The organism is Paenibacillus medicaginis (assembly GCF_042138635.1).
Lineage (GTDB): Bacteria > Bacillota > Bacilli > Paenibacillales > Paenibacillaceae > Paenibacillus > Paenibacillus medicaginis.
This window is the reverse complement of record NZ_JBHIRY010000009.1, coordinates 1-13193: the sequence shown is the minus strand read 5'-3', so window position 1 is coordinate 13193 and position 13193 is coordinate 1. Positions and strand designations below refer to the sequence as shown.

The following is a 13193-nucleotide window of genomic DNA, read 5'->3' as shown; positions in this document are numbered from 1 at the left end:
TTTCATGAGGGACCGTTTTTCAGGCCAGCCGGTCGAGAGACGGTCCTTCATTTTATCCTGATTACACAAATCAAATTAATTTTAACGCTACGTTAACAGTACAGTATGGAAGGCAGATCGCTGATACAGTAAAATAAGCTTTACAATACGCACAGAGCATGCTGCTGAGGGAGAGCTTATGAAATCATTCCGTTTTCGACTGACCGCCATTATTTTGACGCTGATCGGAATTTCCGTGATTGCGGCAGGACTGACGATGGGGCAGATTTTCAAAGAATCGCATATCAAGGCATTGGAGGAAAATATGGCCCGGGAAATAAACCTCCTGCGCAGTACCTTCGAATTTTACAGTACAAGCAGTGAGTCGGCTGATGATTACACAGCTTATTACACGGAGAAAGCGAAGGAACTGGCTGGGTTGATCAATTCCCGTATAACTTTCATCAATAAGGATGGAACAGTTATAGGCGACTCGGAGATGGATGTTGGCAAGATGGACAACCATGCGCTGCGGGATGAAATACGTCTGGCAGAAGAAAAAGGTATCGGAAGCGCGATTCGTTATAGCGATACACTGAAGCAGAATATGCTGTATGTGGCGGAACCAGTCAGCACGGACAGCGGTTTTGACGGCTTTATTCGCGTCTCGATGAGTTTGCAGGCTATCGATGAAGGCATGCAGCGTGCCTGGATAGCCATGATTATCGGTTTGCTGTTGTTGTTCCTCGCTGCTTCTCTGGTCAGCTACCGTGTTGCCGGCAATCTGACTTCTCCATTAGAGCATATAACGAAGGTAGCGAATCGTATTTCAAAGCTTGATTATGATGCCAGGGTGGAGTTGAAGCGTAATGATGAAGTAGGACAACTGGCGGCAGCGATTAACGGAATGGCGGACAGCCTGCAAATGCAGATGAAAACGATCCGGGATAACGAGGATTTGCTGCAGCGGGTGATGAGTAACATGACAGGCGGTATTTTGATGATTGATGTGCAAGGCAAAATTGCGTTGGTAAACCGCGAGACAGAGCGAATGCTCGGAATCAGCAGCAGCCGGGTCACCGGCAGGCCTTATCATGAGCTGAAGCAGCATTACGGGCTGACCAAGTTGGTGGAGCACAGTATTCAAAACCGGGAACGCATGCATGAGGAAGTCAGTGTGTTCAACCCGGGGGAACGGCTCATTCTGCTCGACGGTGTGCCGATGCAGGATGAAGCCAGCTACCGTGGCATGCTCTTTCTGCTGCAGGATGTAACCGCGATCCGCAGACTGGAGAACATGCGCAGCGAGTTTGTAGCCAACGTATCGCACGAACTGAAAACACCGATTGCGGCCGTGAAAGGCTTTGCCGAAACATTACTTGGCGGCGGAGTGAAGGATGAGGAGACAGCCCGCTCGTTTATGCAGATCATTTATGATGAAAGTGAACGGTTGAACCGACTGATCGGGGATATTCTGGAGCTTTCCAAAATCGAATCCAAACGTTCTCCGTTGGAATGCGAGCCGGTTCACCTGTCCTCATTCTTTGATATGATTAACGGTACGCTGGCCAAGGTGGCGGAGAAGAAGCATATCAGCCTGCAGATGGAAGTGCCTGAGGAGCTATTCATAGAAGCAGATGAGGATAAATTAAGGCAAATATTCCTGAATTTGCTTTCCAATGGAATCAATTACACCCAGGAAGGCGGAATTGTGAAGCTGAAGGTCAAAGAGATTTCACATGATTATGAGCCGGAAAAAGTGGTGTTTACCGTCAGCGATACCGGCATCGGCATTCCGAAGAAGGATTTGCCACGCATCTTTGAAAGATTTTATCGTGTGGATAAAGGAAGATCCCGCAACTCGGGCGGAACCGGACTGGGTCTGTCCATCGTCAAGCATCTGGTTGAGCTGCATCACGGGAGCGTCTCGGTCGACAGCGAATTGGGGCTTGGCACGACATTTACGGTCGAACTGCCGCTGCTGCAGCAGGTGGAGGAGCAGCAAGAATGATTTTTTTACACCCCGTTAACAATGCCGTGATAAAATAAATTCGAGTCAGTCATATATGTGTTATTACATTAAGAAAGAATGTAACGGGAGATGGGGGATAGGACATGCCACAACGTCTTTTGGTTATAGAAGACGAGCCTACATTGGCCAGGCTGCTTACTTACAATTTGACACAGGAAGGTTATGAGGTAGAGACGGAGGATCATGGAACCGCCGGATTCGAGAAAGCCTCAAGAGAATTCTTTGATTTAATCCTGCTGGATCTGATGCTGCCTGGCATGAATGGCCTCGATATTCTGAACAAGCTTCGCACCCAGGGAGTGACCACACCGATCATTATCCTGACCGCCAAAAATGGAGAAGCTGAAGTGGTGCAGGGGCTGAAATCCGGGGCGGATGATTATATTACCAAGCCTTTTGGTGTGTCCGAGCTGCTGGCCCGTGTGGACGCCGTACTGCGTCGTTCGATGGGCGGGGATGAAGGCGTGCTGCCTGATCAAAGCGACGCTTCCAGAATCGTGCTTGGGGAGCTGGAGATTTACCCCGAAAAATATGAGGTGATTCTGGGAGGACAGTCCATCAATCTCAGACCGAAGGAATTCGAGGTGCTCTTGTATCTGGCAAGAAAACCTGGTGTTGTGCTTACGAGAGATGATCTGATGAACGCGGTGTGGGGCTTTGACTATATCGGCGGACAGCGGACGGTGGATGTTCATGTCAGCTCTTTACGCAAGAAGCTGGAACTGGAGCCCGAATCGGTGCATATCGACTCCATACGCGGTGTAGGCTATAAATTGGTTGTGAATAGAAAAAGAAGTCCCCAACATTTAGTATAAAAGGTTGGGGATTTTTTCTGCGGATAGGTATCAGGTTGGATTTTTGACGGAAGTATTGCAATCGTTTTACAAACAGTTAACACAATAGTCCCTTTCCGTTTACCGAATGCGTTTATGATGGTTCTATCGACCTATAAGATGAGCTGATCATACTAGTATTTAGCTGCAAAGGGGACTTTAATGATGATCATGGCACCAGAGCTGGAAACAACACAGAGGATAGAGACGATACAGACGGAAGACTTTTCGGGCGGTGATCATACCGGCCAGGCTGAAGAGAACGGCCATGCGGGTAAGCTGATCGAATATACGGCCTGCCGTTCTGTTCCCGTGATCGGAATGGAAGTTTCCTGCTTGGCTTTGCTGGACATACTTAGAGAGAATCCGGCGGCTCCCTGTGTTGTTCTTGTTCGCAACGAAGAGGAAATTGCAGGGGTCATTATGCGTGAAGCGTTCAACCGCCATTTGGCGGGCAGATTTGCCGCCGAGTTGTATTATGACAAACCTGCGGCCATGTTCGCCGATCCGGATGCACTGATCGTTGACGCAGCTGATTCTGCTGCGGAGGTGTTGAACAAAGCGCTGCTCAGGCCTGATGCAAAGTTTTATGACTGTGTAGCCGTGATGGACGAAGGGTGTCTTCTCGGCATATTAACCTTGCGGGATTTGATGGAGCTGTCCAGAAGGCTGCAGAAGGAAGCGGACGAAAGAAGCGGAACGGCCGTGGTGAAGAGCTCCGGCGGTGTCGCCAGAATCGGAGACAATGCGCTGCAGATGGCGCGGGAGGCTGCTGAAAGCGCAGAGGCGACGCGGGAAATGAGCGGACTGGCCGAAACGGGCAGAAGGCGCCTTGAGGAGGTCATCTCTTCCTATCAAATGATTGCGGAACAAATGAGGCTGCAATCTGCGCAGACAGGTGTGCTGGAACGGCACATCCATTCCATTTCCGGCATGGCCTCTTCCATCCGCAGCCTTGCGGATCAGAGCAGTCTGCTTGCTATCAATGCGTCGATTGAAGCGGCTCATGCCGGCGAGCATGGAAAGGGATTTCAGATTGTGGCGGGGGAAGTTCGCAAGCTCGCCCAGCAAACCCGCCAGTTTTCAGAGGATATCGCCTTGCTGCTGGGTGAAATCGGTTCGCTGGTTGGAGAGAACGTGTCCCTCACACAGTCAGGCCTGCGGGAAATTGAACTGGGAGCCGGGCACATTGATGCAGGCAGCGAGGCCTTCTCCAGGCTGATGGCTAATATGGAGAACGTCAATCGCCGCAGCCAGGGGCTGTCGCGCATGGCCGAAGATGCTGCTGCGGCAGCTTCACGCGTTTCCGATGAACTGGGAGCTATGCTCTCACAGCCATGATGTAGGACGCTGAATGGTTCGATATTTTACATTGCGTTAACAAATACAAAGGATTTCATTTACATAGATCATTTATAATTGCTCATATTGCCTGTGGGCAGATAGAGGAGCAGTGCAGGTACGGAAATCCAGATCTGTAAGTGAAGGAGATCAAATTCCATGACAGAAACCGCGATTAAGCTAAATGAGACTGTAATACGGATAGAAAATTTGAATTTGTATTATGAATCATTTCATGCGCTCAAAAATATAAATCTTGATATCCCCGACAAAACGGTAACCGCATTTATCGGTCCATCCGGCTGCGGGAAATCCACGCTGCTGCGGACGCTGAACCGGATGAACGATATGATTCCCGGCACCAGGGTGGAGGGGAAAGTGCAATTAGGCGATTTGGACATTTACGACAGTGGCATGGAGGTAGAGGAACTCCGCAAGCGGGTCGGCATGGTGTTCCAGCAACCGAATCCTTTTCCCAAATCCATTTATGACAATGTGGCCTATGGACCGAGATTGCATGGCATCCGCGATAAGGCGCGGCTGGACGAGCTGGTTGAGCAGAGCCTGCGCCATGCCGCTCTGTGGGATGAAGTGAAGGATTTCGTGAGACGTTCTGCGCTCAGCCTGTCCGGCGGGCAGCAGCAGCGTCTGTGCATTGCGAGGGCGCTCGCGGTGCAGCCGGATATTTTGCTGATGGACGAGGCGACCTCCGCGCTTGACCCGATTTCCACGGCCAAGATTGAGGAGCTTGTTCAGGAGCTGAAAGACCGGTATACCATTGTGATGGTAACGCACAATATGCATCAGGCGGCCCGTGTTTCCGGCAAAACGGTATTCTTCCTGAATGGCGAAGTGATTGAGGCTGAACCTACCGAAACCTTGTTTTCCACACCTCAGGATTCTCGTACAGAAGACTACATTTCCGGCCGGTTCGGCTGAGTGAAGCACAGAGGGAGGGGCATCTGCAGATGATCCGCAGAAAAGAATTTGACGAAGGGCTTGAGGAACTCCGCGTACAGTTGCGCCAGATGGGACAGCATGTATCCGAGGCGCTCGACCGCGCAATCACCAGTCTGAAGACTAATGATACGGAGCTTGCCCAGGAAATCATCAAGAATGACGCTGCTCTAAACCAGATGGAGGAGAATATTCTGGATATGGGATCCAGCCTCATCATTAAGCAGCAGCCGGTGGCAAAGGATTTAAGACGAATTATCGTCGCATTCAAGATTTCGACAGATCTGGAGCGGATGGGGGATCTGGCGTCAGATGTGGCCAAGGTTACCCTGCGGATGGAAGGACAGGAGCTGATCAAGCCTCTGGTTGACATTCCGCAGATGGCTGAAATCGTCAAGGATATGATTGATGATGCCATTACCTCCTATCTGGACGAAAATACAGATTTGGCCTACAAAATGGCTCAGCAGGATGACAAAGTCGATGCGTTGTACAGCAAGATGATCACGGAGCTTTATTCCTTTATGATGAATAGTCCCGCCCAGGCTTCACAGGCCATGCTGCTTCTGCTTGTCGGACGGTACATCGAACGGATCGGCGATCATGCAACGAACATCGGGGAGAATACGGTCTACCTTGTAACAGGCCATCGTCCGGATCTTAATCAGTAATTATTTTGCAAAACGGTTATTTTTGCTACCAGGGAAGGTGGGTGCATTCCATCCCTGATGCAGGATAGCCGTTTTTTCCTTTTCATCCCTGACCGGTCTGATCTTCGATGATTGGATGTAATCGGCAGGACGTTTTTTTTGGCTTGGCAGGGGATTGTGTTAAGATAAGGGAAGCAAATGTTTATGATGAACATGCGAGGTGCTGGAATGGACAAACTCATTCTTATAGATGGAAACAGTATTATATACCGGGCGTTCTTCGCCATGCCGCCGCTCACGAATTCAAGCGGGCAGCAGACGAATGCGGTGTACGGTTTTACGACGATGCTGCTGCGGCTGCTGGAGGAGCATAAACCTACACATGTCATGGTAGCTTTTGATGCGGGCAAGGTGACGTTCCGTCATGAGGGCTATCAGGATTATAAAGGCGGGCGGGAGAAAACTCCTCCGGAGTTATCCCAGCAGTTTCCGCTGCTGAAGGAGCTGCTGGAGGCGTTCGGCATTGCGCAGTTCGAGCTTGAGGGTTATGAAGCGGACGACATTATCGGAACGTTGACGAAGCGGGCGGACGAGTCGGGACGCAATGTGATCGTTGTTACGGGTGATAAGGATATGCTGCAGCTTGCTTCCGGTCATGTCACGGTCGGCTTGACACGGAAAGGGGTTACAGAAGTTGAAGTCTACGGTCCAGCCGAGATTCAGGAGCGCTACGGGCTGAAGCCGGAACAGATCATTGATCTCAAAGGCCTGATGGGTGATGCTTCCGATAACATTCCAGGCATTCCGGGAGTTGGCGAGAAGACGGCGCTCAAGCTGCTGCATCAATACGGCTCGGTTGAAGAGGTGCTTGTCCATACGGATGAGCTGAAGGGCAAGATGAAGGAGCGTATTGAAACGCACGCCGAAGACGCACGTATGAGTAAAAAGCTGGCCACCATATACCGCGATGTTCCCTTGGACAAGACATGGGATGACATTGTTTTCGGCGGTCTGCGTACGGAAAAGGCGGGCGCTGCGCTGGCCAAGCTGGAATTCAAGTCGCTGCTGGAGCGTCTGTCCCTGTCCGCTGAAAGCGGCAGCTCCGCCGGCATGGCAGAGGCGGTGGCGGACGTGCTGATTGTCCGCGAAGACAACCTTGAAGAAGTGGAAAAAGCGCTGGATGCCGTTGAGGTCGTTCACGTTGAAACCTATGGAGACAACCCTCATCAGGCGCAGGTTATTGCACTGGTGTTGGGCACACTGGATCGTCAATTTTTCATCCCGTTTGAACTGATGGCTTCGCAAGGGGCAGATCCGATCCGTTCCTGGCTGTCCGATCCGCAGCGCAAGAAACGCGGATATGACCTGCATCGGGCAGACCTGGCCCTGCACTGGCATGGAGTTGAATTTGCGGGCGCCGAATTTGACGTTCAGCTCGCAGGGTATCTGCTTGATCCGACAGATGCCAATCAGACACTGACCGGGCTTGCTGCCAAATACGGCCTGCCGTCCATACGTCCGGATGAGGAAGTTTTCGGTAAAGGGGCCAAGTACAAGGTGCCCGGGGAGGATGTTCTGGCGGATCACCTTGCGCGCAAAGCGGCGGTTATACAGGAGTTGATTCCATCCCAGCAGAAGCAGCTCGATGAGAATGAAATGAAGGAGCTGTTCTTCGGGCTGGAAATGCCGCTCTCGCGAATTCTTGCTGATATGGAAAAGCAGGGGGTTCTGGTCAATGTGGACGAGCTTAAAGCGCTGGGCAAGGAATTCGAAGAGCAGATTGCAAGGCTGGTTCAGGAAATTTATGAGCTTGCCGGGGTGGAGTTTAATCTGAACTCGCCGAAGCAGCTCGGGGAGATTCTGTTTGACAAACTGGGGCTGCCTGTCGTTAAAAAGACGAAAACGGGTTATTCAACGGATGCTGAAGTGCTGGAGAAGCTGGCACCTTACCACGATGTTGTGCAAAATATTTTACAATACCGTACGATTGCCAAGCTGCAATCTACCTATGTGGAAGGGCTGCTCAAGGAAATTTCGGACAAAACAGACCGGGTGCATACGTATTTCCGTCAGACGGTCGCAGCGACTGGGCGGCTTAGCAGCCAATACCCCAACTTGCAGAACATTCCGATTCGTCTGGAAGAAGGCAGGAAGCTTCGTAAAGTATTCGTTCCTTCCGAACCCGGCTGGTTGATTCTGGCGGCAGACTATTCCCAGATTGAGCTTCGTGTATTGGCGCATATCTCCGATGATGAACGGCTCAAGGAAGCTTTTCAGAATGACATGGACATTCACACCAAAACGGCCTCGGATGTATTCGGCGTTCCCCCGGAAACGGTTGATGCCAATATGAGGCGTTCCGCGAAGGCTGTTAATTTCGGCATCGTGTACGGGATCAGTGATTACGGCCTTTCCCAGAATCTGAACATTACGAGGAAGGAAGCATCCAGGTTCATCGATCAATATTTTGATGTGTTTCAGGGTGTACGCCGTTATATGGACGACATTGTAAAGGACGCCAAGCGTGAAGGTTACGTGAAAACGCTGCTGGAACGCAGACGGTACCTGCCTGAAATCAATGCGAGTAATTTTAATCTCCGCTCCTTCGCCGAGCGGACGGCCATGAATACGCCGATCCAGGGAACCGCAGCCGACATTATCAAGCTGGCCATGGTGCATATGGACCGGGCGATGAGTGAGCGCAAGCTGCGCAGCCGCATGCTGCTGCAGGTTCATGACGAGCTCGTATTTGAGGTTCCGGAAGATGAACTGGAAATGATGAAGGAACTGGTTCCGTCAATCATGGAATCGGCGCTGAAGCTGTCGGTGCCGCTGAAAGCGGAGGTAAGCTATGGAAGCAACTGGTATGAAGCGAAATAAACGGTACGGGCTGCTCAACATAAAGGCGGTTCTTCGTTATAATAAAGCATGAGGTGAAGTCAACATGCCGGAACTGCCGGAAGTGGAAACAGTCAAAAGAACGTTAAACGAGCTTGTTGCAGGAAAACAAATTGAACGGGTAACAGTCCATCTGCCGCGTATTATCCAGCGGCCTGACGATATTCACGCATTTGCCATGGAACTTGCCGGGCATACCGTGACCGGTGTGGAGCGGCGTGGCAAGTTTCTGCGTATTTTGCTGGATGGGCTGGTATTGGTGTCCCATTTGCGGATGGAAGGACGGTATGGGCTTTATCATCAGAATGAGCCTGTAGAGAAGCATACGCATGTCATCTTTCATTTTACGGATGGGACCGAGCTGAGGTATAAGGATGTCAGACAATTTGGTACGATGCATTTGTTCAAAACCGGCGAAGACCTGATTTCGGCACCGCTGCACAAGCTGGGCATCGAGCCGCTGGAAGAAGCTTTTACTGCGGAGGCGCTGTACGATGCAGTAGGAAGCAGGGCGACTTCCATCAAAGCTGCGCTGCTGAATCAATCATATATCGTAGGGATCGGGAATATCTATGTAGATGAATCGTTGTTCCGTGCGGGTATCCATCCTGCCCAACCGGCCAAATCGCTCAGTATGGAGCAAATCTCCCAGCTGTACAGGGCTATTGTGGACACACTGTCTGAATCGGTAGCTGCTGGTGGATCTTCCGTCAAGTCCTATGTGAACGGACAGGGACAATCCGGCTCCTTTCAGCATCAGCTGCAAATTTATGGACGAAAAGCAGAGCCCTGCGTCCGCTGCGGGACGGCCGTAGAGAAGACCGTCGTTGCCGGGCGGGGAACTCATTACTGTCCTGTCTGTCAGCCTGTGCCGGCAATGTAGCATGCACTTCCCGCATACCCACCCCATATACTATCCCTGAGATATGAGAGCGTGAGACCGGACCTGAACAGGGCCGGCTCCGTCACAGGGAGGTTTTCGGAAGTGGAATTTGCATGGTTTTCCCTGCTGCTGCTTGCCTTTGCGCTAAGTTTGGACAGCTTTGGTGTAGGGGTTACATACGGGCTGAGGAAGATGAGGATACCGATAGGCTCCATTCTGATCATTTGCCTTTGCTCCGGCTTGATTATTATGGTGTCCATGCAGGCCGGAACGCTGCTGACGCGGTTTTTATCGCCGGTCTTTACTTCACTTCTCGGCGCTGTCATTCTGATCGGTATCGGCTGCTGGTCGCTGATCCATTCGGTACAAAGCGGGGCCAATAAGGAAGAGGTCAGGGAAGATATCCTGCACGAAAAGGAATCGGAAAGCGAAGCTGCTGAGGGTTCGGGTACAATGCTGTTCTCCATGGAGCTGCGCAAAATCGGGCTGGTCATTCATATTCTGCGCAGCCCGTCTGCTGCCGATACGGACCGGTCCGGAAGCATCTCTGCGCAAGAAGCGATATGGCTAGGAATGGCCTTATCCCTCGATTCCTTCGGAGCCGGTTTGGGGGCGGCCATGCTTGGCTACAATTCGCTGCTCACGGCGCTAACCATAGCAGTATTCAGCGGTCTGTTTTTGATCATGGGCATGAAGGCGGGTTTCCGTTTGGCGGCATTCCGCTTTATGAAGGTATTCAGCGTACTGCCTGCATTGCTGCTAATTATTATGGGCATGATGAAATTGTTATAGAGGTAGTTCAAAAAGTCATCTTTTGATCACGAAGGAAGTCAGGAAGCGGACTCGACATCGAATCTTGAATTCAGCCGGGCCTTCCGGTGCTCACGTACCCTAAGTACGCTCCGCTCCTCAGTCCCTAGCTTCATCCAACCTTCTCGGTACTGAAAACCTGACTTTTTGAACACGCACTTATAGCCGAAAGCGGGTGAATACATGATTATTGGTTTGACCGGAGGCATTGCCACCGGGAAGAGCACGGTATCGGCGCTGCTGGCAGCCAGGGGTGCGCTGCTTGTCGATGCCGATGTCATTGCCCGGGAAGTGATGCTTCCGGGGCATCCTGTGTTGGAAGCTGTTGTCCGTCATTTCGGGCAACAAGTATTGAATCAAGACGGTACGCTGCATCGCAAGAAGCTGGGAGCGATCGTATTTGCCAATCCCACAGAGCGCCAAGCGTTGAATGATATTACCCATCCCGCCATTCGGCAGGAGATCATACGACGGATGAAAGCTTATGAGGCAGAGTTTCCGGACAAGCTAGTCGTTGTGGATACTCCACTCCTGTATGAGTCCGGGCTGGACAAGCTTTTTCATAAGGTAATAGTTGTTTATGTTCCGCGGGAAGTTCAATTGAAGAGGCTGATGGAGCGTGACGGACTGACGGAGGAGCAAGCCAGACAAAGGCTTGATGCACAGATGTCGATTGAGGAGAAGAAACGTCTGGCGGATATCGTAGTCGATAACAGCCGTGAAGTGACCTTTACAGAGCGGCAGTTGAATGAGTTGTGTGAGCGGAAGGTATTTTCATGACGATTATGCGTAAAAAAAGGGTTCTGCTTGTTTTGTTTGTTGCTTTTGTGCTTTTTTTATTTCTCAGCTCCAATTGGATGTCCTGGTTTTATCCGATTCAGTACAAGGATGAAATCAGAGAGCATGCCCAGATGTATGATGTGGATCCGTTCCTTATTGCCTCTATTATCCGTGTGGAGACCAATTATGAGACAAGCAGGGAATCACGCAAGGGAGCGCTTGGTTTGATGCAGCTGATGCCGGACACGGCGCAATGGATCATGGATACAACAGGTGCTCCCAAGAGTTCGCTTGAACTCATAAGGGACGAGCCTGATATGAATATAAAGCTCGGTACATGGTATGTACACAGGCTGGGAGAACAGTTTCAGAATAATCCGGTAGCGATGATCGCCGCTTATAACGCAGGCCCCGGAAAGGTCAAAGAATGGTTGCGGGAGGGGACTTGGGACGGCAGGGAACAGACGATCAAGCAGATTCCGTTCGGGGAAACAAGGCATTATGTACAACGGGTTATCCATTATTACAGGCAGTACACGAAAATATACGGTCACTTTTAATGGAAGAAAATGACGGGACAAGCCGTTTGACCTGTCCCGCCGTTTTAAGAGGTTAAGAATTAACGAAATTGACCTGCCAGTTGCTGCTCAGCGATTGTCACCAGACGTTTCGTGATGAAACCCCCGATCGAACCGTTCTCGTAAGAAGTCATGTTACCTTGGTAGCCGTCTTGTGGAATAGCGATACCAAGTTCCTGAGCAACCTCGTATTTAAGCTGTTCCAACGCACCGGAAGCTTGTTTCACCACCAGGTTGTTGGAGTTTCCGTTATTACCACCTTGTCCCATTGCTGTTCACCTCCTCCGTGTTGGTACAAGTATTATGTGTAGATAGACAGATTTTATTACTCCTGATAGCAGGGAAGTTATTGGTAAAAGGAAGTGAGCGAGTTTTTATGAAATGTCCATTTTGCGGCTATGCAGGCACCAAAGTGCTGGACTCGAGACCAGCGAATGAGAATAAATCCATACGTCGCCGCCGTGAGTGCGAGCAATGCAGTCGGCGATTTACCACCTTCGAAATGGTGGAGGAAACGCCGCTGATGGTCATTAAGAAGGACGGCAGCCGTGAAGAATTCAGCCGCGACAAAATACTGCGTGGTCTTATCCGGGCTTGTGAGAAGCGGCCGGTCTCTGTTGAGCATCTGGAGCGGATCGTTTCCCAGGTGGAGAATTCGCTGCGCAATACCGCAGCAGCCGAGGTGGAGAGCCGTGATATCGGCGAGCTGGTCATGGAGCAGCTGTACCCGGTGGATGAGGTGGCCTATGTCCGTTTTGCCTCGGTATACCGCCAGTTCAAGGACATCAATATGTTCATGAAGGAGCTGAAAACACTGCTCTCCAAGGACACGGCCGACGAATAAACGTCGGCCACAGGCGGTGAACAGGCGGTGAAAAAAGTATTGACAGCTAAGCTTGAATTTTATATGATATAGAAGTCGCCGCAAGCGGATGACAAATTGAATAAGAATTTGGGGCCTTAGCTCAGCTGGGAGAGCGCATCGCTGGCAGCGATGAGGTCAGGGGTTCGATCCCCCTAGGCTCCATAATTTACAGTCGATCTTGGTAGATCGGCTTTTTATTTTTTGGATAAGGGAGATGGCTTAAAGGTTTACCCGCTCGCAAGAAGTGAAAGGGAAGCTTCGTGAGAATGCATCAAACGGACGCATGTGGTCTGAATCTACCGCTAAAAATTCCATTGAATAAACTTCAGAGCTATTCATTCGAAGACTCGGACAGCCCATCACGGATAGCGAGCTATGCTCCCTTAAATATTTACGAAGGACATTTCGTCGGACAGACTCTTGGCCTATATCCTTGCGTGTACTGAAGCATTTAGCCTCAGGGTTTTGTACGAAAAAACGTACAAAAGAGGGCATGGGGTTGTTCGGTTCCAGGGTTTTGTACGAAAAAACGTACAAAAGAGGGCATGGGGTTGTTCGGTTCCAGGGTTTTGTACGAAAAAACGTAC

General features: G+C 50.8%; 12 protein-coding genes and 1 tRNA gene. 12 read left to right on the top strand and 1 reads right to left on the bottom strand.

All coding sequences use genetic code 11. The features are described 5' to 3' along the window. The first annotated feature begins 178 nt into the window (after positions 1-178). From pnpS to ACE5LO_RS11195, 10 genes are all read left to right on the top strand, one after another. Positions 179-1990 (top strand): two-component system histidine kinase PnpS, encoded by a 1812-nt coding sequence (pnpS, locus tag ACE5LO_RS11240; RefSeq protein WP_375520121.1) that lies wholly within the window; start codon positions 179-181, stop codon positions 1988-1990. A 104-nt stretch (positions 1991-2094) separates the two neighbouring features. After that, complete coding sequence (locus ACE5LO_RS11235) at positions 2095-2826, top strand: response regulator transcription factor (RefSeq protein WP_375520120.1); 732 nt, start codon at positions 2095-2097, stop codon at positions 2824-2826. 180 nt (positions 2827-3006) lie between these two features. Continuing rightward, positions 3007-4185: a methyl-accepting chemotaxis protein gene (locus tag ACE5LO_RS11230; RefSeq protein ID WP_375520119.1), complete on the top strand. Its 1179-nt coding sequence runs from the start codon at positions 3007-3009 to the stop codon at positions 4183-4185. A 159-nt stretch (positions 4186-4344) separates the two neighbouring features. Then, positions 4345-5124, top strand: a complete 780-nt coding sequence (pstB, locus tag ACE5LO_RS11225; RefSeq protein ID WP_375355377.1) for a phosphate ABC transporter ATP-binding protein PstB — start codon at positions 4345-4347, stop codon at positions 5122-5124. A 29-nt stretch (positions 5125-5153) separates the two neighbouring features. Continuing rightward, on the top strand, positions 5154-5813 hold the full coding sequence (gene phoU / locus ACE5LO_RS11220) for a phosphate signaling complex protein PhoU (RefSeq protein WP_375520118.1): 660 nt from the start codon (positions 5154-5156) through the stop codon (positions 5811-5813). A gap of 207 nt (positions 5814-6020) precedes the next feature. Further along, positions 6021-8672, top strand: coding sequence for a DNA polymerase I (polA, locus tag ACE5LO_RS11215; RefSeq protein WP_375520117.1), 2652 nt, complete (start codon positions 6021-6023; stop codon positions 8670-8672). A 64-nt stretch (positions 8673-8736) separates the two neighbouring features. After that, positions 8737-9573 (top strand): DNA-formamidopyrimidine glycosylase, encoded by an 837-nt coding sequence (mutM, locus tag ACE5LO_RS11210; RefSeq protein WP_375520116.1) that lies wholly within the window; start codon positions 8737-8739, stop codon positions 9571-9573. 102 nt (positions 9574-9675) lie between these two features. Continuing rightward, on the top strand, positions 9676-10365 hold the full coding sequence (gene ytaF, locus ACE5LO_RS11205; RefSeq protein ID WP_375520115.1) for a sporulation membrane protein YtaF: 690 nt from the start codon (positions 9676-9678) through the stop codon (positions 10363-10365). A 201-nt stretch (positions 10366-10566) separates the two neighbouring features. Continuing rightward, positions 10567-11163 (top strand): dephospho-CoA kinase, encoded by a 597-nt coding sequence (gene coaE, locus ACE5LO_RS11200; protein ID WP_375520114.1) that lies wholly within the window; start codon positions 10567-10569, stop codon positions 11161-11163. Further along, entirely contained in the window at positions 11160-11723 is a 564-nt protein-coding gene (locus tag ACE5LO_RS11195) for a lytic transglycosylase domain-containing protein (RefSeq protein WP_375520113.1), read from the top strand. The genes coaE and ACE5LO_RS11195 overlap by 4 nt, the downstream gene beginning before the upstream one ends. A 59-nt stretch (positions 11724-11782) precedes the next feature. Here ACE5LO_RS11195 and ACE5LO_RS11190 read toward each other — a convergent pair whose 3' ends face one another. Next, entirely contained in the window at positions 11783-12010 is a 228-nt protein-coding gene (locus tag ACE5LO_RS11190) for an alpha/beta-type small acid-soluble spore protein (protein ID WP_375355386.1), read from the bottom strand. Between the two features lie 107 nt (positions 12011-12117). Here ACE5LO_RS11190 and nrdR point away from each other — a divergent pair, with 107 nt between their 5' ends. Together nrdR and ACE5LO_RS11180 are read left to right on the top strand one after the other, a co-directional pair. Continuing rightward, a complete protein-coding gene (nrdR, locus tag ACE5LO_RS11185; RefSeq protein WP_355318148.1) occupies positions 12118-12585 on the top strand; it encodes a transcriptional regulator NrdR in 468 nt (155 codons plus the stop codon). Positions 12586-12695: 110 nt separating this feature from the next. Further along, positions 12696-12768 (top strand) — tRNA-Ala (locus tag ACE5LO_RS11180). Positions 12769-13193: the final 425 nt, after the last annotated feature.